28 protein-coding genes, 1 tRNA gene and 1 pseudogene are annotated in these 25,363 nt (G+C 65.2%); 12 read left to right on the top strand and 18 right to left on the bottom strand.

Annotated elements, in window-relative coordinates:
• Positions 1-6: 6 nt before the first annotated feature.
• A complete protein-coding gene (rpmH, locus tag ACSQ23_RS01950) occupies positions 7-144 on the bottom strand; it encodes a 50S ribosomal protein L34 (RefSeq protein ID WP_055886015.1) in 138 nt (45 codons plus the stop codon).
• 266 nt (positions 145-410) lie between these two features.
• On the opposite strand from rpmH, the gene ACSQ23_RS01945 reads away from it, so the two are divergent.
• From ACSQ23_RS01945 to ACSQ23_RS01935, 3 genes are all read left to right on the top strand, one after another.
• The gene (locus ACSQ23_RS01945) at positions 411-1,844 is read left to right on the top strand and encodes a dihydrolipoyl dehydrogenase family protein (RefSeq protein ID WP_436089531.1); all 1,434 of its coding nucleotides are present in this window, start codon (positions 411-413) and stop codon (positions 1,842-1,844) included.
• Between the two features lie 59 nt (positions 1,845-1,903).
• Entirely contained in the window at positions 1,904-3,334 is a 1,431-nt protein-coding gene (locus ACSQ23_RS01940; protein ID WP_055886009.1) for a sensor histidine kinase, read from the top strand.
• A gap of 102 nt (positions 3,335-3,436) precedes the next feature.
• A tRNA-Arg gene (locus ACSQ23_RS01935) sits at positions 3,437-3,513 on the top strand.
• 532 nt (positions 3,514-4,045) lie between these two features.
• On the opposite strand, the gene ACSQ23_RS01930 is transcribed toward ACSQ23_RS01935, so the two are convergent.
• The 6 genes and pseudogenes from ACSQ23_RS01930 to ACSQ23_RS01905 form a co-directional block, all read right to left on the bottom strand.
• Positions 4,046-4,375: a DNA-binding protein gene (locus ACSQ23_RS01930; RefSeq protein ID WP_436089530.1), complete on the bottom strand. Its 330-nt coding sequence runs from the start codon at positions 4,373-4,375 to the stop codon at positions 4,046-4,048.
• Between the two features lie 552 nt (positions 4,376-4,927).
• Complete coding sequence (locus ACSQ23_RS01925; RefSeq protein WP_436089529.1) at positions 4,928-5,605, bottom strand: response regulator transcription factor; 678 nt, start codon at positions 5,603-5,605, stop codon at positions 4,928-4,930.
• A complete protein-coding gene (locus ACSQ23_RS01920; protein WP_055886001.1) occupies positions 5,595-5,975 on the bottom strand; it encodes a response regulator in 381 nt (126 codons plus the stop codon). Before ACSQ23_RS01920 ends, ACSQ23_RS01925 begins: the two co-directional genes overlap by 11 nt.
• Positions 5,965-6,615 carry a response regulator transcription factor gene (locus ACSQ23_RS01915; protein WP_055885998.1) on the bottom strand — a complete coding sequence of 217 codons (651 nt, stop codon included), beginning with the start codon at positions 6,613-6,615 and terminating at the stop codon, positions 5,965-5,967. The genes ACSQ23_RS01920 and ACSQ23_RS01915 overlap by 11 nt, the downstream gene beginning before the upstream one ends.
• A complete protein-coding gene (locus tag ACSQ23_RS01910) occupies positions 6,612-8,609 on the bottom strand; it encodes a PAS domain-containing protein (protein ID WP_436090558.1) in 1,998 nt (665 codons plus the stop codon). Before ACSQ23_RS01910 ends, ACSQ23_RS01915 begins: the two co-directional genes overlap by 4 nt.
• A 33-nt stretch (positions 8,610-8,642) precedes the next feature.
• Positions 8,643-9,155 (bottom strand): annotated as a pseudogene (locus ACSQ23_RS01905) (PAS domain-containing protein); the annotation flags it as partial.
• Positions 9,156-9,533: 378 nt separating this feature from the next.
• Here ACSQ23_RS01905 and ACSQ23_RS01900 point away from each other — a divergent pair.
• On the top strand, positions 9,534-10,118 hold the full coding sequence (locus tag ACSQ23_RS01900) for a glutathione S-transferase C-terminal domain-containing protein (protein WP_436089528.1): 585 nt from the start codon (positions 9,534-9,536) through the stop codon (positions 10,116-10,118).
• Between the two features lie 58 nt (positions 10,119-10,176).
• Here ACSQ23_RS01900 and ACSQ23_RS01895 read toward each other — a convergent pair whose 3' ends face one another.
• Positions 10,177-10,959, bottom strand: coding sequence for an alpha/beta fold hydrolase (locus ACSQ23_RS01895; protein WP_055885988.1), 783 nt, complete (start codon positions 10,957-10,959; stop codon positions 10,177-10,179).
• 270 nt (positions 10,960-11,229) lie between these two features.
• Here ACSQ23_RS01895 and ACSQ23_RS01890 point away from each other — a divergent pair, with 270 nt between their 5' ends.
• From ACSQ23_RS01890 to ACSQ23_RS01860, 7 genes are all read left to right on the top strand, one after another.
• Positions 11,230-12,201 carry an alpha/beta hydrolase gene (locus ACSQ23_RS01890; protein WP_436089527.1) on the top strand — a complete coding sequence of 324 codons (972 nt, stop codon included), beginning with the start codon at positions 11,230-11,232 and terminating at the stop codon, positions 12,199-12,201.
• A 58-nt stretch (positions 12,202-12,259) separates the two neighbouring features.
• A complete protein-coding gene (locus ACSQ23_RS01885) occupies positions 12,260-12,949 on the top strand; it encodes a sensor histidine kinase (RefSeq protein ID WP_055885985.1) in 690 nt (229 codons plus the stop codon).
• Between the two features lie 135 nt (positions 12,950-13,084).
• The gene (locus ACSQ23_RS01880; RefSeq protein WP_436089526.1) at positions 13,085-13,849 is read left to right on the top strand and encodes an SDR family oxidoreductase; all 765 of its coding nucleotides are present in this window, start codon (positions 13,085-13,087) and stop codon (positions 13,847-13,849) included.
• 11 nt (positions 13,850-13,860) lie between these two features.
• Positions 13,861-14,298 carry a CBS domain-containing protein gene (locus tag ACSQ23_RS01875; RefSeq protein ID WP_055885979.1) on the top strand — a complete coding sequence of 146 codons (438 nt, stop codon included), beginning with the start codon at positions 13,861-13,863 and terminating at the stop codon, positions 14,296-14,298.
• A gap of 10 nt (positions 14,299-14,308) precedes the next feature.
• Complete coding sequence (locus ACSQ23_RS01870) at positions 14,309-14,569, top strand: helix-turn-helix domain-containing protein (RefSeq protein WP_055885976.1); 261 nt, start codon at positions 14,309-14,311, stop codon at positions 14,567-14,569.
• Complete coding sequence (locus ACSQ23_RS01865; RefSeq protein ID WP_055885973.1) at positions 14,553-15,479, top strand: alpha/beta fold hydrolase; 927 nt, start codon at positions 14,553-14,555, stop codon at positions 15,477-15,479. The genes ACSQ23_RS01870 and ACSQ23_RS01865 overlap by 17 nt, the downstream gene beginning before the upstream one ends.
• Positions 15,476-16,303: an SDR family NAD(P)-dependent oxidoreductase gene (locus ACSQ23_RS01860; RefSeq protein WP_055885970.1), complete on the top strand. Its 828-nt coding sequence runs from the start codon at positions 15,476-15,478 to the stop codon at positions 16,301-16,303. Before ACSQ23_RS01865 ends, ACSQ23_RS01860 begins: the two co-directional genes overlap by 4 nt.
• 551 nt (positions 16,304-16,854) lie before the next feature.
• On the opposite strand, the gene ACSQ23_RS01855 is transcribed toward ACSQ23_RS01860, so the two are convergent.
• The 6 genes from ACSQ23_RS01855 to ACSQ23_RS01830 are packed head-to-tail and all read right to left on the bottom strand — an operon-like array spanning position 16,855 to position 20,602.
• Complete coding sequence (locus tag ACSQ23_RS01855) at positions 16,855-17,307, bottom strand: c-type cytochrome (protein WP_436089525.1); 453 nt, start codon at positions 17,305-17,307, stop codon at positions 16,855-16,857.
• Between the two features lies 1 nt (position 17,308).
• Complete coding sequence (locus ACSQ23_RS01850) at positions 17,309-17,749, bottom strand: c-type cytochrome (protein ID WP_436089524.1); 441 nt, start codon at positions 17,747-17,749, stop codon at positions 17,309-17,311.
• Positions 17,742-18,284 (bottom strand): methylamine dehydrogenase light chain, encoded by a 543-nt coding sequence (locus ACSQ23_RS01845; RefSeq protein WP_055885961.1) that lies wholly within the window; start codon positions 18,282-18,284, stop codon positions 17,742-17,744. The genes ACSQ23_RS01850 and ACSQ23_RS01845 overlap by 8 nt, the downstream gene beginning before the upstream one ends.
• Before the next feature lie 20 nt (positions 18,285-18,304).
• Positions 18,305-18,901: a methylamine dehydrogenase accessory protein MauD gene (gene mauD, locus ACSQ23_RS01840; protein WP_055885956.1), complete on the bottom strand. Its 597-nt coding sequence runs from the start codon at positions 18,899-18,901 to the stop codon at positions 18,305-18,307.
• A 25-nt stretch (positions 18,902-18,926) separates the two neighbouring features.
• On the bottom strand, positions 18,927-19,457 hold the full coding sequence (locus tag ACSQ23_RS01835; protein ID WP_436089523.1) for a MauE/DoxX family redox-associated membrane protein: 531 nt from the start codon (positions 19,455-19,457) through the stop codon (positions 18,927-18,929).
• Positions 19,454-20,602 carry an amine dehydrogenase large subunit gene (locus tag ACSQ23_RS01830; protein ID WP_436089522.1) on the bottom strand — a complete coding sequence of 383 codons (1,149 nt, stop codon included), beginning with the start codon at positions 20,600-20,602 and terminating at the stop codon, positions 19,454-19,456. The genes ACSQ23_RS01835 and ACSQ23_RS01830 overlap by 4 nt, the downstream gene beginning before the upstream one ends.
• 200 nt (positions 20,603-20,802) lie before the next feature.
• Here ACSQ23_RS01830 and ACSQ23_RS01825 point away from each other — a divergent pair, with 200 nt between their 5' ends.
• Positions 20,803-21,672 carry a helix-turn-helix domain-containing protein gene (locus ACSQ23_RS01825; RefSeq protein ID WP_436089521.1) on the top strand — a complete coding sequence of 290 codons (870 nt, stop codon included), beginning with the start codon at positions 20,803-20,805 and terminating at the stop codon, positions 21,670-21,672.
• 54 nt (positions 21,673-21,726) lie between these two features.
• Here ACSQ23_RS01825 and ACSQ23_RS01820 read toward each other — a convergent pair whose 3' ends face one another.
• From ACSQ23_RS01820 to ACSQ23_RS01805, 4 genes are all read right to left on the bottom strand, one after another.
• Positions 21,727-22,563, bottom strand: a complete 837-nt coding sequence (locus ACSQ23_RS01820; RefSeq protein ID WP_436089520.1) for an alpha/beta fold hydrolase — start codon at positions 22,561-22,563, stop codon at positions 21,727-21,729.
• A gap of 101 nt (positions 22,564-22,664) precedes the next feature.
• Positions 22,665-23,024 carry a response regulator transcription factor gene (locus ACSQ23_RS01815; RefSeq protein WP_436089519.1) on the bottom strand — a complete coding sequence of 120 codons (360 nt, stop codon included), beginning with the start codon at positions 23,022-23,024 and terminating at the stop codon, positions 22,665-22,667.
• A 59-nt stretch (positions 23,025-23,083) separates the two neighbouring features.
• The gene (locus ACSQ23_RS01810) at positions 23,084-23,791 is read right to left on the bottom strand and encodes a response regulator transcription factor (RefSeq protein ID WP_436089518.1); all 708 of its coding nucleotides are present in this window, start codon (positions 23,789-23,791) and stop codon (positions 23,084-23,086) included.
• The gene (locus ACSQ23_RS01805; RefSeq protein WP_436089517.1) at positions 23,788-25,317 is read right to left on the bottom strand and encodes a sensor histidine kinase; all 1,530 of its coding nucleotides are present in this window, start codon (positions 25,315-25,317) and stop codon (positions 23,788-23,790) included. Before ACSQ23_RS01805 ends, ACSQ23_RS01810 begins: the two co-directional genes overlap by 4 nt.
• Between the last annotated feature and the right edge of the window lie 46 nt (positions 25,318-25,363).

Below are 25,363 nucleotides of genomic sequence, written 5' to 3'. Positions count from 1 at the left end.
AAAACCTTAGGCCGAGAGCTTGGCGCGGCCGACAGCGCGGCGGCGGTTCAGAATCTTGCGGCCGTTCTTGGTCGCCATACGGGCGCGGAAACCGTGCCGGCGAGTGCGGACGAGCGTGCTCGGCTGGAAAGTGCGTTTCGACATACGATCTGACCACGCCGGCGCGCGGTTCCTCTTATACTTGAGAGCAGCAAGGTGCTTGCCGGCCGGGCCCTGATCTGGGCGCCTACGGCAGATTGGGGCGGCTTATAGGGAATTGGTTCGGTGAAGTCAACGCGAGGACCGTGCGGCAGAACGGCATTGTCTGCCCCCGAAATCCGCCGATTTCCACACTGCCTTGATCCCGCCCACTATTGTTGGGCCGTCACCCGGTGATAATGAGGCGCGGGGGCTTAGTCGAGAGAGCGAGATTGGCCGATATCCTTACGCCCGACCTCTGTGTCATCGGGGCCGGATCCGGCGGCCTGGCCGTCGCCGAGGCCGCCCGCGCCTATGGCGCCTCGGTCGTGCTGGTCGAGAAGGCGCGGCTGGGTGGCAACGCGCTGCATGCCGGCGCGATTCCGGCCAAGGCGCTGGTCGCCGCCGCCGCTCACGCCCAGGCGCTGCGGGATGGCGCCGCTTTCGGCATCGCTGCGGACGAGCCCAAGATCAATTTTCGCAGGGTGCACGACCATGTCGAGCAGGTGATCGCCGCGCTTGCGCCGCATGATGCCGCGGGCCGGCTCGAAGCGCTCGGCGTCGAGATCATCCGCGGCGCCGCCCGCTTCATCAACCGCAAGGCCCTGTCGGTCGGGGATAGTGAAATCCGCGCCCGCCGCTTCGTTATTGCGACCGGCGCGCGGCTGCCGATCCCCTCCATCCCGGGGCTCGACGCGGTGCCGTATTTCACCAGCGAGACCATTCTCGACAATACGAGGAAACTCACCCACCTCGTGGTCATCGGTGGCGGCGGCGTGGCGCTCGAACTGGCCCAGGCCTATGCCCGGCTCGGCACCGAGGTCACTGTGGTCGAGAACGGTCCGATGCTTGCAGGCTTCGACCCCGAACTGGCGGCCGTCGCATTGAAGCGGGTCGAAGAGGAGGGCGTCCGCCTCCGGGCGCACACCACCGTCACCGCCATCCAGGCCCGCTCGATGGGCATCGGCGTCGCCGTGCAGAACGGCGAGGACGACCAGTTGCTCGACGTCTCGCACATCCTCGTTGCCGCCGAACGCATGCCCAACCTTGCCGGCCTCGACCTCGACAAGGCCGGCATCCGGATGAACAAGGCCGATCCGCGGCTGCTGCTGCTGTCGCCCGGCCTCAAGACCACCAATCCACGCGTCTACGCCGTCGGCGACGCCGCCGGCGGCCAGTCGGTGCAGGCGGCGGTGCGCCAGGCCGAGGTCGTGGTGCGCAGCGTCCTCCTCGGTGCTATGGCCAAACCGGACGCGCTGCGCGTCCCGCGCGTCGTCTCCACCGACCCCGAGCTCGCCGAGATCGGCCTCAACGAAGCGCTGGCCCGCTTGAGGCACGGCGCCGGCTTTCGCGTCACCCGCTGGTCCTACGCCGACAATGATCGGGCCCGCACCTCACGTGCGACCTATGGCCTCGCCAAGCTCATCACCGACCGCTCCGGCAGGATCCTCGGCGCTGGCGTCGTCGGTCCCGGCGCCGGCGAGCTGGTTGCGCTGTTTTCCCTCGCCATGACCGGTGGGCTCAGGGCCGACAAGCTCGCCGAGCTGGTTGCGCCTTACCCCTCTTACGCCGAGATCGCAGTGCGGCTCGGCGAGGAGTTCCGCCGTGGCGGGACGGCCAAGCCGCTCATCCGGCAGTGGATCAGCCTCAATAAGCTGCTCGGCTAGGCCTGTTTGTCACCTGTTGACGCTGGAAAGCCACAGCTTTCCCCGCTAATCATCGCCCAATGGCTAAACAAAACCGCGCGATGCCTGGCCCGTTCTCCGGGCTGTCCGTCAAGATCATCGCCACCATCATCGTGGTGATCCTCGCGGTTGAGATCGTGATCTATCTGCCATCGGCCGCCAACTTCCGCCAAAGCTGGCTCAACGACCGGTTGCGCGTCGGCGTCGTCGCCGCCCGCGTGCTCGATGCCGTGCCCGACGCCATGAACCTGCCGCGCATGCTGACCGACCGGCTGCTCACCTCGGCCGGCGCCCTCGCCATCGTCTATCGCCGCGAGGGCCAGAGCCAGCTGATCGAACTCGAGAACGTCACCATGCCGCGCGAGGCGGTGACGGTGGATCTGCGCCAGCGCGATCCGGCCTCACTGATTCTCGGCGCCCTCGAGACCCTGGTGCTCGGCTCCAACCGCACGCTGCGCATCGTCGGCGAAGAAGACGGTATGCCCGACCGGGTCATCGAGGTGCTGATGCCCGAGGCGCCGTTACGCAGCGAGCTGCTGCTCTATTCGCGCAACCTGTTCTTCCTGTCGCTGATCCTCGCCATCATCACTTCGGCGGTTCTCTATGTATTTGTCTCGCGCATCCTGATTGCGCCAATCCGCCGCCTCACCGGCAACATGGTGGAGTTCTCCGAGGCGCCCGAGAACGCCGCGCTGATCGTCACCCCATCCGACCGGCGCGACGAAATCGGCATCATGGAGCGCGAGCTGGCGGCGATGGAATCCGATATCTATTCGATGCTGCGCCAGCGCCGGCATCTCGCCGATCTCGGCCTCGCCGTCGCCAAGATCAATCACGACCTGCGCAACACCCTGACCTCGGCGCAACTGCTCAGTGACCAGGTGGCCAATCTCGACGATCCCAAGGTGCAGCGCCTCGCGCCGCGCCTGGTGCTGTCGATCGACAAGGCCATCGGCTTCGCCCAGTCGGTGCTCGACTATGGCCGCCAGAGCGCCACCCCGCCGCGGCCGGTGCCGGTTGACCTGCATCTGCTGCTCGATGAAGCCGCCTTCGATGCCGGCCTCGTCGGCCACCCCGCGATCCGCTGGACCAACCACGTGCCTGACGCGGTGTCGATTTCCGCCGATCCCGACCAGTTTGCCCGCATCTTCGACAACCTGTTCAAGAATGCCCGCGAGGCGCTCGAGGCCGCCGGCGGCAAGATCGACGGCCCTCAGGTCGAGGTCAGCATCGCCGAGACGCCCGACTGGCTGACCCTCACGGTCACCGACAATGGTCCCGGCCTGCCGCCACGGGCCCGCGAGAACCTGTTCGTCGCCTTCGAGGGCTCCGCCAAGGCCGGCGGTACCGGTCTTGGGCTCGCCATCGCCCGCGAGTTGACCGAGGCGCATGGTGGCAAGCTCAGCTTCGTCGACCAGCCGCTGGGCACGCGTTTCGACGTCACGCTGCCCCGTTCCATCCGCATCGCCTGAACTGTCACGTCAGCGTCAAAATTCCTCGCGCGTCGATGCTTGCAATGCTGCGACGGCCCATGTATGGGTCTCGCCGTTCGCCGGAAACACCACCGGCCGTGCGCGCCCTTAGCTCAGCTGGATAGAGCACCAGACTACGAATCTGGGGGTCAGGAGTTCGAATCTCTTAGGGCGCGCCAATCCTTCCCCGAGCTGTCAGCCGAAATGTCACGCCAAATCGCGATTGGGTCGATTCCAAAGAAAGTTGGGTCGGCCGCTAGCTCGACACGGCCAGCGCTCGGATCCGAAGATCCGAGCGGCGACTGCAAGGTTGCCGGCAGTAGCGTCAGCTAGCAGCTGCCTTCGGTTCGTCCCTGCGGACCCGATTTCTGCCCTTTTCCGTCAGGCTTAGCCCGATGTACCCGCGGTCGATCGCATGGGTTCTGGCCTTTTGCGCCTCGTGTGGCTTGTGTCCCTGAGCCTCGAGCTCAGCGTAAAGCACCTTGGTCGCAATTGGTTCGTCGGCCCCGCTCAACACAGCGAGCAGGGCGAGTAGCGTGGACGTTTCCTCAGGAACCGCGGCTGTAGGCGCTGGGAGCGAACTTGACACCGCCGACGTTTGCGCACGGAACAATTGAGCGGCCGCCTGAAGCTCGCTCGTGCTCTGAAGCAATTGGTCCAGCCGGTTCTCGGCGAGCTCCGCACGTTTTGTCGCTGCCTCTTCAGAAGCCTCTAGCAACTCGAATCCTCTCTTAGGCCGGCATAGGCCGCTCGAAACTCGCGGACCTCGGCCGCCAGCGCTCCCTCGGCATGACGCTTAGCCGCAGCCCACAGCTTCTTGAGCACCGGCTCTGCGATGTCGGCAAGAAAGCTCGCGGAGGGATCGTCGTCATGGGACGCATTCAGGCGTTCTGACCGGACCACTGCCAAGTGCTTCAACACTGTGCTCTTCGAGCCGCCCGTCAATTTGAGAACATTGGCCGCGGACGGAGAGTTGCCTCTCGCCAACAGCTGTTGATAGGCGCTGCGGACGCTTTCAAGATTGGCGACCGTTTTTGACACCATCTACGACCGGCAGCAGGTGGAGCCTCATTTGCTGATGAGGGCTTAGCGTCACCTACCAGCCGAACCGGTGATGCGGCTATCATCCATCCTGATGGTCCATCAGGCTGTCCCGGTCGAGCGCGGTGCCGCCGTCTGCGTTGATCGCTAACTGCCGCCGATGTTGCTTCTAGTCATTTGGCCAACTGGGGAGACGTGCTCAATCGGCCGATCGAGTTCTGGGTACTGCATGCGTCGTCGCGGCTATCGAGTCCCAAGGTCACGAGCTTGCATCGTTCCTCGCCGCCCAATTCCTCAATGTCAGGCTAGATTTGACCGCTGTCTGACTTCCGCTTTGGGCGGATAGTGTTGAAAAAGTCCGCGCGGGTCATCAGCTGCCAAACTGGCTGAAACGATCTTGCGCGGCCAGCCGCCGAGAGGCCCTTCGGCAGCGAAACCGTTCTCGCTACTGGCCACTGCCGGAACCTCATCCCAGCACGTCGGCCGTAGTGGCGCCATGGACGCCCTTCGGCCCGCTTTTTCAACGCTATCGCGCCAATTGCCGACATCCGGTCACGGAGCCTGTGTGCCGGAGGAGATGCTCCAGACTCGGATTAGCTCGGCAATCGAACCGAGCCCCATTTTCCGCATGGCGTTGCTGCGGTGAAGCTTCACCGTGACTTCGCTGATGCCGAGGTCGAAGGCGATCTGCTTGTTGAGGCGGCCATGCGCGACCTTTTCCAGCACCTCGAGCTCGCGAGGCGTCAGAGTAGCGACACGCTCGGCGTGCCGACGTGTTACTTCGGCGTCGGCCCGTTGGGCGGCATCCCGGGCGATTCCCGCGGCGATGGCATCGAGTAGCGTCTGGTCCCGCACCGGCTTGGTCAGGAAGTCGATGGCACCCGCCTTCATCGCCTGGACGGTCATAGGGATGTCGCCATGCCCGGTGAGAAAAATGACCGGCTTCGGATTGGGGCCACGGGCCAGTTGCTGCTGGATATCCAGTCCGCTGCTGCCCGGCATGCGAACATCGAGGATCAGGCAGCCCGGCCGTTTCAGCGAGCCACTCTCAAGCATCTCACCGACTGACGCGAAGGGTAAGGGCTCATATCCTGCCGATTGGATAAGCTCGGTCAGACCCTCGCGGACTCGCTGGTCGTCATCGACGATGAAGACCGCCGGCCTCAGGTCCAATCCCGTGACGGACTGCGACGCCACAACCCTGGTTGTCTGTCCTTGGTCAAGTCCCATGCTTGCCTCCGTCTCTGGATTTGAGGGCGCCCACCACCGTCGACAGTAGCTCACCGGCGTCGAACGGCTTGCGGAACAGGCCGCCAACGTTCGAGGCACGGTCGGCAACCTCATGGCGCCCGGTGATCAGGAAAACCGGCAGGTCCGGCCGCACGCGCAGCACCCGGTCACGGAGTTCGAACCCATCCATACCGACCATCCCGATGTCGGTGATCAGCATGTCGATGTCGGCTGTGCCGCCCTCCAGCAAAGCCTGTCCCGACAGATAGCAACGAGCCACATATCCTGCAGATTCTAGAAGTTCCGACAGGGACTCCAATACCCGCGCATCGTCGTCGACGATGGCGATCACGGCTCGCTCAGTGGTCACGATCGGTCACTCCCAAACGGGAATGGGTGACCGGGACCTGCAGGCGCTCGGCGATGCGGACGAGATCGGCCAGCGACGCGGCCGCCATCTTGTGCATGACGTTGCGGCGATGGATTTGCAGGGTCACTTCGCTGATCCCGAGCTCGGCCGCGGCCTGCTTGTTGAGCAGCCCGCTGACCACCAATGGCAGCACGTCGCGTTCTCGCGGGGTCAACTCGTCGTAGCGACGCCGCAGGGCCAGCAGTTCAGTCTGCTCGGTCCGCCTGGCGCGATCGAGCGCGATCGCCTGATCGATTGCTCGCATCAGGTCGGAGTCGCTGAATGGCTTGGTGAGAAAATCCACCGCGCCGCCTTTGATCGCTCGCACCGATGATGGGATGTCGCCGTGACCGGTGATGAAGACGATGGGTGGATGCTCGCCCTCCCCCAGTTGGCGCTGCAGTTCCAATCCTGTGATACCTGGGAGTTCGAGATCGAGGATCAGGCAGGCAGGCAGGTCCGGTTTGTCGGCCCTGACATATTCAGCGGCCGAGGCGAACGGCATTGAACGTATCCCGTGTGAATCGAGCAGCTCCGTGAGCGCCTCGCGGATCGGCGCATCGTCGTCAACGATGAAGGCGATTTTGTCGTTACTGGTCATGGCGAAGTCTGCGTCTCCGGCACGTTGGCCGCGACCGGCAGGGTGAAGATAAATCTGGCTCCCGCCGGCGTATTCGGCTCGGCCCAGAGTCGACCGCCATGCGACTGGACGATCGAACGGCTGATCGCCAGTCCCATGCCCATGCCGCCGCCCTTGGTGGTGACGAACGGCTCGAAGATCGTCTCGGGGTTCGATAGCCCAGAGCCTGTGTCGCTGATTTCGGTTCGCACCAGGCCATCGGCGGCGCTGACATCGATCCGTAAGTCTCGCTGTCCCGTCGCCGACTCCATCGCCTCGATGCCGTTGCGCAGCAGGTTGATGATCACCTGCTGGATCTGCACGCGATCGATCACGACATCCGGGAGGTCGGCCGAGACCTGAACGGTCAGGCGAACGCGCCGCCGGGCGGCATCTTCGGCCATCAGCTCTCGAGCTTCCGCAACGAGGCGGTCGAGCCCCATGCTGGAACGGGTGTCGGCAGACTGCTTGAACAGGGAGCGGATGCTGCTGACGATATCGGCAGCCGCGTTGGCGTCGCGGATGATGCGCTCGGCCGTGATCCTCGCCCGGTCAAGGTTGGGTGGATCGGCCTTCAGCCACCGTTCGCAGGCATGCGAATTGGCGACGATGGCGGCTAGAGGCTGGTTCACTTCGTGGGCGATCGAGGCGGAAAGTTCGGCAAGGCTCGCCGCCTGGCTGGCCCGGGCCAGGCTCTCCCGCGCCAACCGCAATTCTTCCTCGGCCCGCATCTCGCTGTCGATATCGAGGCAGATGACGTTCCACTGCAGGATCGTGCCATCGGCGCTGCGCATCGGCGCGGCACGGGTCTCGACCCAGCGGTATTCGCCATCATGGCGCCGCAGCCGGTGCTTGCGGGCGTATGGCTGGCCGGTGCGCAGCGATAGGCCATAGTCCTCCTTGACCGCCGCGAGATCGTCGGGATGGACGCCCGCATCGAGCGTGCCGGCCAGCCGAGACTTTCCCGTGCCGTCGAGGGCATCGAGGTCATAGCCCAGGTACTCGCGGAGCTGCTGGCTGCGGAAGATGGGCTCGCCATCGGGAGCAGCACAGTCGATCATAGCCGGCAGTGTCTCGACCAGTTGCCGGAACTGCTGTTCGCTCTGCCGCAGCGAGTCCTGCGCCACCACCATGTCCTCGATGTCGACGTTGACGCCGTACCACTGGACGATCTTGCCGTCGGAAGCCCGGAATGGCGCTGCTTGCCCCTCTGTCCACCGCCATGCGCCGTCGTGACGGCGGTTGCGGTAATGCAGATGGAACGGCTCACCTGTGGTGAAGGAGTGGTGCAGCGCGTTGGCGAGGAGCGTCCGGTCATCGGGGTGCACAATGGTGCCGATCGCCTCGCGCAGGCCTCCCTGAGCGTCGAAGAAAGCGAGGTCGAGGCCGATATAGTCGGTCATCGTCTTGTTGATGTAGGCGGGCTCGCCGTCGGGCGTGACACACCAGATCTGGATTGGCACGGTGTCGACGAGGCGTTGCAAGCGACGCTCGCGTTCGCGCAACGCCTGTTCGGTAAGGCGGTAGACGTCGATATCGAGCATCGCGCCGTACCAGCCGGTAATGCGACCGTCGGCATTGCGGGTCGGTCGCGCCGCAACCCGATGCCAGACGAAGGCACCATTGGCCCGCAGCACTCGGTACTCGAAATGACAATTTTCACCAGTGCGCAGCGAGTTGCGCAGTACTTCGGCGGCAAGCGGAGCATCGTCGGGATGCCAGCTGCGCTGCCAGCCCTGCCGGCCGCCTTCGAGGAACGGGATGCCGTCGAGCAGCTCGTTGAGGCCCTCGAGCGTCATCCCAATCGAAGTCTGGGCCGTGGGTGTGGCGTAGGTGAACTGGCCGGTAGCGTCCATGGCCCAGGCCCCGCCATAGAGGTCTTCGACCGCCTTGGCCGCGCGGACGGCCTCCTCGGTTTCGCCGAATGACGAGGCGACAGTCCAGCGGTCGTCGCCACGGGCGGTGGCTGGAGCGATAGTGAGACGTGGGCTCGCCTGTGGCTCGAGTCGGAACTCGACCCAGGCATAGCTGCCGTCAGGCTGCAGCTGGCGGTAGCTGCTGACCTGTGGGGTGCCGTGGAAGAAAGCCCGGGAGGCGGCCTGCTCCACCAGCGGGCGGTCCTCGGGATGCATTGATGCTTCTATCTCCGACGCGAGACCGGGGGCTTCGATATCGACCATGGCGCCGTACCAGCCGGTGATGGCGCCGGAGCCGTCGCGAACCGGCTCACCGGTGGTTCGCGCCCAGCCGAGCCGGCCGTCGCCGCGCCGCGTGCGGTGCTCAACGTCGAGACGTTCGCCGGTGTCGAGGCTTTGGCGCCAGGCTGCCTCGATCCGGGCGAGGTCGTCGGGATGGGCGAGCCGGCACCAGGCAGCTTCTCCCGCAGGGCTTCCACCGTTCGCGTAGGTGAGCCGGCCGTCGATATCTGCGGCCCAAGCGTTGCCGAGGATGCGCTCGACCGCCCTTGCCGCGTTTGCGGCGGTTATACCGGCTCCCGTCAGGTCTGGGTGGGCTATGGTCATTGCCGGCTGCTCCGGTCGTCCCTCACTGGCGCCGAGGCTAACCACAAACCACTTCCGTCGTATCTAGTGGAAATCCATGCCCCGGGCGGGGCGGGGCGGAGCCGGACAGGTAAAGCGCTCGCCTGCCCCTTCGTCGGCCACGGGGAGAAACCGGAAAAATCCCGCGTGTTCGCCATCGCTGTCTCGTCCGGTTGACACGGCTCCGCCATCAACATGAACGCTGTCTGAACGAATTCTGACTGCCTTAAGAGGCTGACGGGACTGGCTTTTCGATGGACGAACCTACCCTCAGGTCGAGCCGCACTCCCCGCCTAGCATAATACCGCGCCGCGATCCTCGCGGGGACAACTTCAGGTCTCCCTACAGAGGATCAAGACCATGAAGCTTTACTATGCCCCGCTGGCCTGCAGCCTTGCCGACCACATCGCCCTGCTTGAAGCCGGAATGCAGTTCGAGCGCGAGCAGGTCGACTTGCGCACCAAGCGCACCGCGACCGGACGCGACATCACCGAGATCACCGGCAAGAGCTACGTGCCGGCACTGGTGCTCGACGATGGCGAGGTGGTGACCGAAAACATTGCCGTGCTGGACTGGATCGCCGGCCGCTACCCGGCGCTCGGGCTCGAGGGGCCGCTCGGGCGTACCCGCCTGCTGGAGGCGTTGACCTTCATCTCGACCGAGATCCATCGCGCCTTCAAGCCGTTCTGGCATAACGGATCGGTCGCGGAAAAGGCGCATGCGGCCGAAACGATCAACCGGCACATGCAATATTTCTCCGATCGGATGCGGGGCGACTATCTGCTCGGAGATCACCCATCCGTCGCCGACTTCTACTTGTTTGTGATGCTGCTCTGGGCGCAGCGCTTAGGCGTGACCATCCCGGAAGAAATCGTCGCTCTCGGCGACCGGCTCAGCCGGCGGGCGGCGGTGCACGAAGCAATGAGCGTGGAAGGCCTGTTGTAGCGGGCAGACGACACCGGCCGGGGGCGCACCTCCGGCCGGCTCAAGTTTGTCGCGATGCTTACTTCGCTGTAGCCGCTTCCTCGATTATCGCGGCGACTTCGGCCGGATGAGAGACCATCAGGGCGTGCGAGCCGCCTTCGATCGCCACGGCCTTCTTGACCTCGGCGCGGTCGGCCATGAACTCCTGCACGGCGGCTGGGATGTTGAGGTCGAGCGAGCCATAGATCGAGTAGCTCGGCACGTCCTTCCAGGTCGCGACAGCGGTGAGCTCCTCGAGCGCCGCCTGGGTGACGGGGCGCTGGGTCGCCGCCATCAGGGCGGTGACAGTCTCGGGCACGTCGGCAGCGAACTGGGCGTGGAACTTCGCCGGCTGGATGTAGAGGTCGGCGCCGCCCGAGGCCAGCGGCACTGGCTGCAGCGCGGCGCCCAGCGTCGAGCCCGGGAACTTAGTTGAGAGCACGGAAGCCGACTCGCCAGGCGCGGGGATAAAGCCGCCAACATAGACCAGCGCCTTGACGTTCTTGTTGCCGTTCGCCGCCTCGGTGATGACGAGGCCGCCATAGGAGTGGCCGACCAGCACGACGTCACCCGGGATGGACTTCACGAGGTCGGCGACCGAAGCTGCGTCGCCAGCAAGCGTCCGCAGCGGGTTCGAGGCGGCGATGGCAGTGTAGCCGTCCTTGTTGAGCTCCGCGATGACGCCGCCCCAGCCCGAGGAATCGGCGAAGGCGCCGTGGACCAGAACGATGGTCGGCTTGGTCACATCCTGGGCGATGCCGCCACCGGTAGCGCCAAGCACGGCGGCCGCTGCAATCGCGATAACTCCGAGAGTCTTCTGCATTTGATTGTCTCCATGTCGGCCGGGTTTGGCCGTGAAGCGAGCATCGCCGAAGCCGTCGAAGCGGCCATTTGTGCGCAGGCGGAGGATGACCGCTGCGGAGGCATGGCATCGCCTCGCTGCTGGGTGTTGCACTCCTGCCCCCGGGTCGAGCCGCCTACACCCTCGGCACTAGCGCAGCTCGCTGCGAGGGCGAATGGCCCGACGCGACGGGCCGCCGCCAGATGGTGGACGAGAGCAGCGAACGCTCTTGCCAACTCCATAGGAGCCGAAATGAACAAGCCGATCACTCCCACCCCGATCCTCGACCCCACTGCTGGCGCCTTCGTCGAAGGCCTTGCGGGTGGCAAGCCGATCCAGACCCTGACGCCCACCGAAGCGCGTGGCGTGCTCACGAGCGTGCAGAAAGCCGCCGACGTAAAGTTGCTCGATGTGCAGATCAAGGATGTGGCGCTGCCGCTCGGCCCGACCGGCAGCATCAACATCCGCGTTGTCCGCCCGGCCGGAGCGACCGGCGTACTGCCGGCGATCATCTACATGCATGGCGGCGGCTGGGTGCTGGGCGACCGCGTGACGCATGACCGCCTGATCCGCGAGCTCGCGACTGGCGCCAACGCGGCGCTGGTCTTCGTCGACTACGAGCGCTCGCCCGAAGCTCGCTACCCGGTAGCGATCGAGCAGGGCTACGCGGTGGCGAACTATGTCTCCAACAATGCCGACAAACTGATGATCGACGGCCAGCACATCGTGATCGCCGGTGACAGCGTGGGCGGCAACATGGCGGCGGCGATTGCGTTGCTCGCCAAGGAGCGCAAGGGGCCGAACTTCCGGGCCCAGGTCCTGCTCTACCCGGTGACCGACGCCTCGATGTCGACTCGCTCGTACGAGCAGTTTGCCGCCGGCCCGTGGCTGACCCGGGACGCGATGGCCTGGTACTGGGAACAGTATATTCCCGAGGCCGCGCAACGTTCCCAGACGCACGCCTCGCCGGTCAACGCCAGCAAGGACGAGCTGAGCGGGTTGCCCCAGACGCTGCTGATGGTGGACGAGAACGACGTTTTGCGCGACGAGGGCGAAGCCTATGGCCGGAAGCTCGCCGAGGCCGGCGTTCGTGTCACCTCAGTCCGATACAACGGCACCATCCACGACTTCATGATGCTCAACGCCCTCGCGCTGACGCCGGCCGTCCGCGGCGCCGTTGGCCAGGCCACGGGCTACCTGCGCTTCGTGTTCTCGCAGCCGTAAGGCCGAGGCGGCGGACCTGTTCGGTTCGCCGCCCCCTTTGGGTCTACAGGAGAGCAAAATGACGGATTTTGTACCCGGCGGCAGGTCCGAAGTGATCCCGCCTTTGCCTTACGATGGCATGGCCGGACTGGTGCACGACCTCGGAAACTACATCCAGATCGCCATGTCGGCGGTACGCCTCGTTTCTCGCCACAAGGATGCTGCGGGGTCGATGGCCCTCAGCACAATGCTGGCGCAGGCCGATGACGCGCTCGACCGTGCCGGCGCGCTGGTGCGCCATACCGTGCGCCGCAACGATGCGGATGATGACGTGAGCATCGGCGAGTGCGTTATGCAGATGGCTTCGCTGCTGCGCTACGCGACCGGACCCCATGTGCATGTGCGGCTGCTGGTCGGACTGCTGCCGCGAGTGCGGATCAGCCGGATCGAGCTGCAGAACGCGCTGCTCAACCTGGCGGTGAATGCCCGGGACGCCATGCCGGTAGGCGGCACCCTGTCGATCTCGGCGATGCTCGCCGAAGGACCGGATGGCGCGGAAATCGAGCTGGTAGTTGCCGACGACGGCACCGGCATGTCGTCGGAAGTCATTCAGCGTGCCTTCGAGCCTCGCTTCAGCACCAAACCGACCGGCGGCGGCATGGGCCTGCCGGGCGTCCGACGCTTCGTCGAGGGCGCCGGCGGACGCATTGCGATCGAATCCGCCCTCGGATCCGGCACCGCGGTGAGGCTTCGATTTCCGGTCGTCTAGGCGCTGCAGCCCTAGCGGCTGTTGCACCTAGACCTTCGGTATAGGCGGGCTCAGCCCAGGCACGATGGTCGGCAGTCGGCTCCGGAGACAGACTTCAGGGGCAATTCGGCATCGAGCAAACAACAGGAGCAAGTCATGAGAGTTCTGGTTATCGGCGGCAGCGGTCTCATCGGTTCACGCGTGGTCAGCCGGTTGCGTCAAGGCGGCCACGACGTGATCGCGGGCTCGCCGTCGACCGGGATCAATACGGTGACCGGCGACGGATTGCCCGAGGCGATGGAAGGCACCGACGTGGTTGTCGACGTCGCCAACTCGCCATCGTTCGACAGCGCGGCGGCCTGGGACTTCTTCTTCAACGCCGGCAACAACATCTTTGCCGCCGAAAAGGCGGCAGGTGTGAAGCACCATGTGGCGCTTTCAGTCGTTGGCACCGAACAATTGCAGGACAGCGGTTATTTCCGTGCCAAGGCGCTGCAGGAACAACTGATCGAAGAGGGCGGCATTCCCTACACGATCCTCCGGGCCACCCAGTTCTACGAATTCCTGAATGGCGTTGCCGGGTTCTCGACCGGCGAAGACCAAGTGGTGCGCCTGCCGCCGGCGCTGATGCAGCCGGTGGCTGCCGACGATGTCGGCGAAACGCTGGCACAGCTGGCGCTGAGGGCACCGGTCAACGGCCGCGCCGAACTGGCCGGACCGCAGGCCTATCGCCTGAGCGATGTGGTCGGCCGCGTACTGGCGGTGAACCATGATGAACGACTGGTGATTGCCGACCCCAAGGCAAAGTATTTCGGCGTCACGATCAGCGAACGCACGCTGGTGCCGGTGGGTGACGATCCCTTCATCGGTGCCGTGTCGCTCGACGACTGGCTGGCCCGCAGCCAGCCTCGCGCCGCCTGATGGAGGCGAGGATGTTCGTCCGCGACCTCGACGAGCAGATGCGCTCGCGTTTCAAGGCACTCGATGAGACGAGCACGGTGCGGCTGGCCGCAGAAGCGTTGGCCAACCCACGGCTGGGCCTCATCGTGGTGTGCGGCTCGGACGAGCGTCCGACGGGGGTGGTGAGCAAGTCCGATCTGGTGCGGCATCTCGCGCAGGCCGGACTGGTCGACTTGCCGGTCACGGCGGTGATGACCCACACGGTCATCACTGCCTCGCCCGCCGACGATCTGCACGAGACCTGGCAATACATGGTGCGTCAGCGGCTGCAGAACCTGCCCGTGGTGGGTTCGGACCGCCGGCTCGTCGGAACGCTCGATATCCGCGATGCGCTCTCGGCCATCCTCAAGTCCGAGGAGAGCCAGGAGGAAGCTCTGATCAACTATATCGCTGGCAACGGCTATCACTGAGGAGGCCGGAATGACCTTTCCCAACGATCCGCATGATCGCCTGCCTCGCGGCGACAAGAACCGCCGGCTATCGCTGGGCGCCAGTCGGGAGGAATTCGCGGCTGCCGCCGGCGTCAGCGTCGAGGAACTGCACGACTACGAGCACACCCAGCCCGACCGGCATTTCCGCTTCGACGTGGCCGAGAGGGTGGGAGCAGCGCTGGAGCTGCTCGAGGCCACCCGTGTGGCGCACGTTCTCAACGGTCCCGTGCCGCATGACGACGCTGACTGACCACCTTCGACAAATCGATGTGGGCGAACTCAGCATCGGCTACGCCGAGCTCGGCCCCGTCGACGGGCCAGCCGTGATCCCCCTCCACGGCTGGCCCTATGACATCCACACCTATGTGCAGGTCGCGCCGCGCCTCGCCGGCGCCGGGTTTCGAGTGATCGTGCCCTACCTGCGCGGCTTCGGCACGACGCGGTTTCGTGACGCCCGGGCCTTGCGCAACGGTCAGCAGGCGGCGCTGGCACTCGACGTGTTGGGGCTGATGGATGCCTTGGGGCTCGAACGAGCGACATTGGCCGGTACCGACTGGGGCGCCCGCGCCGCCTGCTGTGTCGCGGCGCTCTGGCCGGAACGGGTGACGGCGCTGGTGTCGGTGAGCGGGTACCTGATCTCTAGTCAGCACGCCGGCAAGGCGCCATTGCCGCCGGAGGCGGAGCTACGCTGGTGGTATCAGTATTACTTCGCCACGGAGCGTGGCCGCCGGGGATATGCGGCGCACCGCGTGGACTTCGCCCGGCTGATCTGGCGGCTGGCCTCGCCGCGCTGGGCATTCAACGAAGCCCAGTTCGCCCTCACGGCTGAGGCGCTGAACAATCCCGACCATGTCGACGTCGTGATCCACAATTATCGATGGCGGCTCGGTGTGGCCGAAGGTGACCCCAGGCTCGACGCGTTCGAGGCGAGGCTGGCGGCGCGGCCGCTTATCTCGGTACCGACTATCACGCTCGAGGGCGACGCGAATGGCGCCCCGCACCCCGAGCCCGCAACCTATCGCGACCGAGTCACCGGCCACTACGAGCACCGGACGCTAGCCGGCGGCATCGGCCACAACCTGCCTCAGGAAGCGCCCGACGCCTTCGCTTCGGCAGTCATCGATATCACGACACACGCACTTGAAGGACGAAGCAAATGAGCAAGGTTTGGCTGATTACCGGTGCCGCCAATGGCATCGGACGCGCCACCGCGGAGCTAGTACTGGAGAAGGGCGACCGACTGGTCGCCACGGCGCGTCGGGTCGACCGACTCGGCGATCTGGTGGAGCGGTATGGTTCGAGCGTGGCGCTGGCGGAGCTCGATGTGACCGACAGCGCAGCCGCATCGCGGGCCGTCGCAAAGGCGCTGGAACGCTTCGGCCGGCTCGACGTGCTGATCAACAATGCCGGATACGCTCACCTCGCGCCCTTCGAGCAGACGCCGGAGGTCGACTTTCGCAACGAGGTGGAAACCAACTTCTTCGGGGTGGTCAACCTGACGCGAGCTGTCCTGCCGGTGATGCGGCGGCAAAGGGCAGGGCACATCCTCAACATCTCCTCAAGTTCCGGTCGCTTTGGCGGTCCGGGTTCAACCGCCTATAGCGCCGCGAAATGGGCGGTGAGTGGATTCACCGAGTCCCTAGCCAAGGAAGTCGCGCCATCCGGGGTGAAAGCCGTATCGGTTGAGCCCGGCAGCATCCGCACCAACTGGACACGGGTGGCGCGAGGAAACGTGCCGACGCTGCTCGAGGAATACGAACCGACAATTGGCATGATTATGAAGCTGACCGAGCACATAGCCGGCAACGAACCGGGTGATCCGATGCGGGTCGCGCAGGTCCTGTTCGACCTCTCGCGCCGAGACGACGTGCCAGAGCACCTTATCCTCGGTAGCGACGCGGTAGCCCGAGTCTCTCAATCCGAAGCCGCTCGCCGCGAGGAAGCCGAGAGGTGGATCGCGACGAGTTTGTCCACGGATTTCTAGGAGCGCCAATGGCCGCTTTTGGGCCGAACCGGCCCCCGACGGTGACCCCTCCGCGCCCAAGAACGGACGTTGGCTTAGCAACCAGCGCGTGGAGCTCATCACGGTTATTGGCGGCCATCCGACAAGAGGGAGATCGTGGCGTCCAGTCTACCGACGATTCCGAGCAGCGGCGAAGGAGGGGTGGCCACACCCGGTGCGCAGTCGACCCAAGAAATTTTGGAAGTACGACCTGATCGACCCAGGTTCCTTTGGCGGGGTTGACCCAAGAAATTTTGGTGGGTTGAGCCTTTTCATGGGCTTAGCCGACCCAACTTCATTTTGGCGCGACACGAAAATCGGGCTGGCTCGATTCCAAAACAAACTCGGGTCGATCTGGTACCGACATCGCGGTCGGTCCCCCGGGATTTGCGTTGCCACGAGACCACTACCGACCAGGGACCGAGGTGAAGCACCTCGCCATGCCGCGCGACCTCGCGGCTCTCGACCAGCGTGACATCGTGGGACGGGCAGGGGCAGGCCGGGTGAACGGTCGCCCCGCTGAGTGATCGGCCCTAAGGCCAGGGATAGCCTGCCGTTGCGATCCCCTGCGCCAACAGATCCGCCGCCACTTTCCGCCGATAGGCCACCACATCGCCCACCGGCTCGGCCCTGAGCGTCGTGACCTCGGCTCCGGTGAAGGGTCGGTGGTCCGCTGCTAAAGAGGTTCCGCCCCAGGTTTCCATCACATAGTTCATCACATCGGCGATCTGCTTGTCGGTGAGGCTTGCGCTCACCACACCGGGGACGTGCATGAGGTAGCGACGGCCATCCTCGGTCTGGGCGAATGCACCGACATAGTTGCGAAAGTCGGGGATACCGCCCGGCTCGCTTCCTGACCCATCCGTGGCGTGGCAGCCGGCGCAGCGCAAAATGAAATTGCTGCGGCCTGCTTGCTGTGCCAGCGCGGGCGAGACCAGAGCGAGGCCAAGTGCAAGACCTGCTGCAAGAACTGCCAGGACGCGCATGTCAGCCACCCCCCTTGCGGATGTCGCGCAGTTGCTTGTGGGTGGGCACTGCAGCGCGGACGTCCCCAACGGTCGTGGCATCTATGGGCGTGCCGACCTGATTGAGGTCCTGCAGCACGTAGTTGGTAACCGCTGCGATCTCTTCGTCGCTCATGAAGTCGTGCGTCGGCATGACGAGACCGATATAGCTCTGGCCGGCCGCCTCGATCGTCCCGGTAAGGCCCGCGAGGACGACCCCGACCACGTAGCCGGGCGCCTTCCCGCCCAACCTCGACCACAAAGCGGCGTCCACCAGCGGCGGGGCCAGCCCCGGCTGGCCGCTGCCGTCCGGCTGGTGGCAGGCCGAGCAGATATCGTTGAAGATTGCCTCACCGTCAGCCGCTGCCGCCGGCCCGGAGGCCGCCAGCAGCAGTACCGCCGCAAGGGCGCAGAGATTACGCATCCGCAAGGCCGACGAGCACCGCGACAGTGCAGTGGTAGCCCTTGGAGGTATTGGCCATGCACCAGTTGATGTCGTTGTAGAGACCCATCCGGTAGCCCGGCCGTTCGCCCTCGGAGGTGAAGCAGAACGAACCCGAGCACGACGCCTTGCCGCAGCAGTCGTTGTAGGAGACGAGATAGTCCTTGTTGTCGTTCGGGTTGCGGCAGGTGCCGACCCAGCTGACCTTCGAAGCCTCTGCGCCCGGCGGGCATTCGGTGAGCGTGCCGCCGCAGCTGTTGCAGAGGTTCCCGTCGAGCGCGCAATAGCGCCAGTATTCGCACTCGGTCTGGTCGCCGTCGGTGGAGGCGCCCTCCTGGGCATGGGCTTCGCCGAAATTGCGGTCGTAGGGCAGCATCGGCAGGAGCGCGCCACCAAGTAGAGCCGCACCGGCCTTGGTGAGGAAGCTTCGGCGCCCCGTGCGTTGCGCCACCCGGCGGGCGCCGGACTCGGCCCGGCTGTCCATCCATTCGAGCAGCGTATCAACGATGTTGAACATTTTTCTCTCCGTTCGGGGGATCAGCCTTGAGCGGGCTGTGTCTCGAGGAAGCCCTGGATGGAATCGATCCCCATCTCATGGGCGTTGAACAGGCTTTCCAGCTGCTCGCGATTATTGACGAGGCCCTTCGCCTTGACCGTTCCCTTGCTGTCGAGCAGCACCGCAAACGGCAGTCGGGCGACGCGGTAGGCGAGGCCCAGCTCGGTCGACACGACATAGGGGAAGGCCTTGAGATCGGCCGTCTGGATGAACCGCTGGTGCTTGGCCACGTCGCCATCGCTCGCCAGCACCACATCGAGCCATTTGCCCTCGGCCTGCCGGACTGACTTGAGGATGGGCAACAGCTTCTTGCACACCGGACAGGTGGGCGAGAGGAAGAACATCAGCGTCGAGCGCTCGGGCTTCGGGCCGATCGCCACCTCGCCGCCATTGAGGCTCGTGAGGCTGAACAGCGGGGTCATGTCGCCGATGCGTGGGCCGGATTCGTTGACCAGTGCCCCCATCGGCGAGACGCGCTCGTAGAGCACGCCGATCTGCCGGGCCATGGCGAACAGCACAATGATCAGTCCGATCACCACCAGCCAGAGCACGATCACTGCGAAGGTAACGGCATCCATTTGAGATACTCCTGTTCCGGCCCGGTCAGCGCTTGAGGCGCATCTGGGTGAAGTTGGCCATGATCTGCTCGACGAGCTGGTAGCCAACGAAAAGCGTGAAGCCGGAGACGATCGCGGTTACCGCTTCGGCCACGCTGAGGGCCGAGATCGGGCCGGCAAGGCCGATTGCCGCGATGGCCGCCAGCACGAAATTCCGCGCAACGAGGGTCCAGCTCAGCGGCTGGGCTGCTCCGCCGCAGCCGCACTCGACCCGGTCCCGCCCGCGGGCGACGTTGAGCCCGATGACCGTGGCGTAGAGCAGGTAGAGCCCGATCGCGACGACGCTGCCCAGCGGCTGCAGCCCGGGCAGGAAAGCCGCCGCAACCACCACCACTTCGGCGGCGGCGAGTGTCATCGAGACCGGCGCCACCTGTCGCTCCGACACGACCTGGTAGTCGGCGACGAAACCGGTGAACGTGGTGAAATCACCCAGTTTATGGAGCGCTGCACGAGCGAAGATCAGCGTCGTGAACGCTGTCGCACTCGCCGCGACGAGGCTTGTCCAGTCGGCGCTCAATTGCGCACCGCGACGACGGTGGCGAAGCCGGTGTCCTCGTGTTCGGCCGTCTGCTTGAGGACGAACTTGGCCTCCGGATCGGACGCGAAGCGGATGACCTTGCCGTCGTCTTCGTTGAGTCCATAGACCACCGGAACCGGGTCATCGCTGACAGTGAGCGAGATGACGTGCTCGACCGGCGACCGGTAGAGCAGCTTCTTGTTCTTGACGTCGTAGGCCCAGATTTCCTTCGACGCGTTCTTGTGCGTGCCCTCCTTGGCCTCGTCATGCATGGTGAGGAAGATGACGCCGTTGGGGTCGTTGTAGTCGAACAGGTTGTAGCCACCCGGCGCCCATCCCTCCTGCCCTTCGGTGATGGCGATCTTGTCGCTCAGCGTGATCGTGCCGGTCGCATCGTCGAGGACGTAGAGATTGCCTTTGAAGCTCATGAAGGCGAGCTTGCCCTCGATCCGTTCGGCCGAGACGAAGAGTGCGTCGGCATCGGCGTCGAAGATCTTCTCGCTGCTGGTCTTGGCAATGCCCTTGCCGTCCTCGCCCAGTGCGAAGCTGGCGAAGGTGCCGTCACCGCAGATGGCGGAGAACGAATAGCCCGCAAGCGACGGGTAGATGCCCCAGCAACCCGGTGTCGGCAGCTCCTGCACCACCTCGCCCGCCGCGACATCCACCACCGTCACGGACGTTGCCGGGGTAGCGTTCTGCACATAGACGAACTTGCCATCGGCGCTTTGCGTCAGCAGCGGTGTGTAGGCCGCGACCATGGCCGCCTTGTTGGGCAGGATTATTTCCTTGGTCGGGGTCAAAGTTGCGACGTCGAACAGTTGCAGAACCTGCTCATGGTCGCCGTACATGATGCGCTTGAGGTAGCTCGACTGGCTGTAGGCCGTCTTGCCATCGGGCGAGATCAGCACCTGGCCCATCGAGCCGGCGCTCATGTTGCCCTTGTAGGTCAGGTCGGCAGCCGAATAGACGTTGATCGAGCCCGCACCGCCCCATTCCTGCTTGTTGACGAAAACGTTTGGCCCAGGGTCGATCGCCGCCTTGACGCCGACGCTCTCGGGCTTGAACTCGGCCTCCTGGGCCAGGGTCGGCGCGGCCGCGGCAAGGGCGCAGGCGAGGCAGACTGATAGGGTTAGAGAACGGGCCATGCGGGGTCTCCATCGCGTTTCGAGGAGAGGCTAGCGAGGCAGGACTGAGGCTGAATATCCAGTTTGGGCAGAAATCCTGCCTAAATCGTAGGCAACGACGACGCTTGCCTAATCTATGCGCTCTGCTACGTTCAGGCGAAGGCCACACGATGCGCACAAGTTCCCACCACCTCACGCGACAGTGCTTTGCGGATGCTTCCGTGCAGGAAGCGGCGCTGGTGGGTTGGCATCAGCGCTATAGCCAACTGCGTCGCGGCAGCTTCGCCGGCGAGGTTCAGACGTTGAGCCTGCCGGGGATCAGCATTACCCGGGAGCGCGTGAACCTGGCCGTGGCGCAGGAGATCGCAAGCCCACTGGGCTGCGCCGTTTTCGTCGCGTCCCTGTCGAACTCGGCGGAGTGGCGCGTCAACGCGGCCCGACGCGGCACCGATGTCATCTCGCTTTACCGCGGCGGCACGGAAGTCACTGCCGTGGCCCCCGACCACAGTGACGTGCTGATCGTTACAGTCGAGGCGCAACAGCTGGGTGTCGCAGCGGAGGACATCCCGCCGGTGCGCTATTGTTTCGGCTCAGCCCAAACCGAAGCCACCAAACAGTGGCTCAGTTCGCTGCTGGCCATCTATGGCAGGAACGAGGCCCCGCCGGAGCTTGACGCCTTGCTGCCGGGCCTCGTCCTCGACCGGTTGCACGCCATGCTGCAACATTTCCTGCTCAGCGACGACACCGCGCTGCGTCCTCGAGCCGCCTATGGGCTCTACCGGCAGGCATTGCGCCTGATGGAGGATCAGCATCGCGAACCGCTGTCGGTCGCCGATATGGCGCAGGAGCTTGGTGTTCCGGCTACAAGCCTGCGCGAAGCCTTCACGGAAACGATCGGCATTACCCCCAGCGCCTGGCTGCGCCAGCATCGGCTGCATGGCGCACGCCGCGACCTCAACAGCGCCAACGGCAGCGTCTCCGAGATCGCGATGAAATGGGGCTTTTGGCATTTGGGTCGCTTCTCGGCTTACTATGCCGAGCGTTTCGGTCACACGCCGTCGGATGCTCTGCGGGCGCGATCGCGCCTCTGACAAAATCCGCCGGCGTTGCGGCGGCCACTGGTGGCCGGTGGCCGCCGCAAACCGTCATGCCGTGATGAAGGCCAAGAGGTCCGGGTTGATGACGTCGGCATGAGTTGTCGCCATGCCGTGCGGATAGCCCGGATAGGTCTTGAGCGTGCCCTGCTTCAGCAGCTTGATCGACAACAGCGCCGAGTCGGCGATCGGCACCACCTGATCGTCCTCGCCGTGCATCACCAGCACCGGCACCTCGATGGCTTTGAGGTCTTCGGTGAAGTCGGTCTCCGAGAAGACCTTGATGCACTCGTAGTGTGCCTGGGCCCCGCCCATCATGCCCTGCCGCCACCAGTTGCGGATGGCGCCCTCGATCACCGTCGCACCGGGTCGGTTGAAGCCGTAGAACGGACCCGATGCCACATCGAGGTAGAACTGCGAGCGGTTGGCCGCGAGGGCTGAGCGGAAACCGTCGAACACCGAGAGCGGCAGGCCACCTGGATTGCTGGCGGTCTGCACCATGATCGGCGGCACCGCCCCGATCAGCACCGCCTTGGCAACCCGGCCCTTGCCGTAGCGCGCCACATAGCGGGCAACCTCGCCACCGCCGGTGGAGTGGCCGATATGGATGGCGTTGCGCAGATCGAGCTTTTCGGCCAGTTCGGCGACGTCGGCGGCGTAGGTGTCCATCTCGTTGCCGGTGTCGGTCTGGCTCGAACGCCCGTGGCCGCGTCGATCATGCGCGATGACGCGATAGCCTTTCGAAAAGAAGAACAGCATCTGCGCGTCCCAGTCATCGGCCGATAGCGGCCAGCCGTGATGGAAGACGATGGGTTGCGCGGTCTTGCTGCCCCAGTCCTTGTAGAAGATCTCAGTGCCGTCCCGGGTGGTGATGTAGCCGCTGCTCATCTGCTGCTCCTTGCGTTGAGGTGATACAACGCCTGGAGCCTAGGGCCGGTTCGTCGTCGGCCGAATTCTACGCTGGGGTGGCGCACTCATACCAAGGTATGTCAGGCCACGGCCCGCTCGACCTCATGGACGAGGATGTCGGTATCGGTGGGTTTCTCAAGGAAAGCCCGGCCGCCGGCCGCGAGGACGCGATTGCGGACTGCCTCGGTCGGAAATGCCGTCATGAAGATCATCGGAATGAACTGCCCGTCGGCGATGAGCCTCGCCTGCAGCTCGTCGCCCTGCATCGTCGGCATCTGGATGTCGACGACCATGCAGTCCGGCGCCGCGCCGCTCTCGAGGAATGCGATGGCGGAGCCATAGGTGCTGACCTGGTAGCCGAACGAACGGAGGAGGCTCGCGAGGGAAATGCGGACACCCTCGTCGTCGTCGACGATGGCGATGGTCTTTTCACTGTGCATGACAAATTTCTCGTGTCGCTGAGGCTCGGCCATGTGGCCAAGCCCTGCGTCCACCGTCGTTATGGCGCAGCTGCGAGCCCCGCGGAATCATACGCAGGTTTGCCCCTCTCCCCCTCATGGTTGATCCCGAGCGCCTCGGCCTTTCGCACCAGGTCGGCGAGCGTCCGCACACCCATCTTTCGCATGACGTTGCCACGATGGATTTTCACGGTGATCTCGCTGAGCCCCAGGATGCCGGCGACCTGCTTGTTCATGAGGCCAGCCACGACGTGGGTCATGACCTCGCGCTCCCGCGCCGTCAGCGTTTCGAACTCCGCCGTCAGATCGTTGCGGCTGGCCGCCGCCGCCCTCTGCTGCCGATCGCGTTCGATGGCGGCGGAGACCGCGTCCAGCATGTCCTGGTCGCGGAAGGGCTTGGACAGGAAATCTACCGCCCCGGCCTTCATGGCGCGGACGCTCATCGGGATATCGCCGTGCCCGGTCATGAACACGATCGGCCGACCGATGCCGCGCTCGACCAGTTGCCCCTGGAAATCCAGCCCGCTGACGCCCGGCAGCCGGACGTCGAGCACAATGCAGCCCGGCGCATCGGGCAACTGTGCGGCCAGCAGCTCGGCCGGCGAGCCGAACAACCGCGTTGCGAGCGAGATGGAGCGCAGCAGGCTGTCGAGCGCTTCGAGCACTGCCGGATCGTCGTCGACGACCGCCACGAACGGCACTGCGGGGTCTTCTGCCGAGGCGCCGCGCCCCGATGTCTGCCGGATCATGGGCTGGCCTCCTGGGCTGGCAGCGATATGCGAAAGGTCGCGCCATCGGGTGGCTCGCTTTCGACGGTGAGAGAGCCACCATGCGCCTCGACGGTGGTCCGGCAAATCGCGAGCCCCATGCCCATGCCATCCGCTTTGGTGGTGAAGAACGGGTCGAACAGCCGCTGCAGGTCCTGTGCCGCGATGCCGGGGCCGGTATCAGACACGGTGATCGCGATCTTGCCGCTGTCTGCCCATGCCTTGACGGTCAAGTGGCGGCTGCCGGGATGGCCTGCCATGGCCTGACTGGCGTTGACCATCAGGTTCACCAGCACCTGCTGCAACTGCACCCGGTCGCCGAGCACCGTGGGCAATCCGTCCGGCGCCTTGACGCTGAGGTGCACGCCAGCCCGGGCCAGTTCACGCTCGACCAGCGCCGAAGCGTCCTCGATCAGCGAGGGGACGCTCAGCTCGGCCGGTTGACTCGGCGCCTTGCTGAGGAAGGCGCGGATGCGCTTGACGATATCGCTGGCGCGCCGGCCTTCAGAAATCACCCGGCCCATTGCCTTCTCAACCTCGCCGAGGTCCGGCGGCTCGCGTCGCAGCCAGCGCATGCCGGCCTCGCCATTGGTCACCACCGCCATCAGCGGCTGGTTGACCTCGTGGGCAATCGAGGCGGTCAGCTCACCCAGCGTCGCCACGCGGGCGGCATGCGCCAGCTCGGTCTGCGCCAGGTGCAGCGCGTCATGCGCTTCGCGCCGTTCGGTGATGTCGACCACGAAGACCAGCACGTTGCCGTCATCCTCAGGCGTTGCTGGAAGGGTGATGGCGAACAGCACCGGCACGCGCCGGCCGTCGGTGGCGATGATCTCGGTCTCGCCTTCATAGTGGGTGTCGCCACGGGCGAAAGCGGCGAGCGCGCCGGCAAACGTGCGATCGCCGGCGCTCAGGATGTCGTCGACGGTGCCACGGAAGCTGCCCGCGCCGGCGCCAACCATGGCGAGGAATGCCGGATTGACGTCGACAATGCGGATCAGGCCCGGCGCACGCGCTTCGAGGTCAGCGGGACTCGCATCGGCCAGTTCGCTTCGAACGCGCGACCAGTCCTCTTGCATCACGCCGATCCGCGTGGCGTCGAACATCCGCCGGTAACGCCGTTCGCTGCGCACCAGCGTGGCGGTGGCCGATTGGTTCTGCAGGGCCAGCAGGGCCGCAACGCCGATAGCGGCGATGCTGACCAGCGCGCGCAGCGTCGGTGCGCCGGCATGGCTGATGCCATGCGAGGTGAAATAAGCCAGCAGGGTGAGCCCGAGGCAGGCGGCAGCGGCGGCGATGATCTCCCTGCGTCGGCCAGTGCGCGCCACCATGAACACCACGAGCACGTAGAGCACGGCGATGGCGCCTTCGAGCGGCGACAGGATATCGAAGAGGAAGATCGCGAGCGCCAGCGCCGCAGCGCTGAGGCGATAGCCATTGGCGCCGATCAGCGGTTGCGGCCGCTTGCCACCCGGCGCTGCTCCACCTTCTGCGACGGCTTGTGACGACATTGACGCGCGTATCCTCTAGCGCCCGGCGTGGTCCGGGCGACCCGAT

This window comes from Devosia sp. LjRoot16, assembly GCF_964252795.1.
Lineage (GTDB): Bacteria > Pseudomonadota > Alphaproteobacteria > Rhizobiales > Devosiaceae > Devosia_A.
The sequence above is the reverse complement of the archived record's forward strand: the minus strand, read 5'-3'. Positions and strand labels throughout refer to the sequence as shown.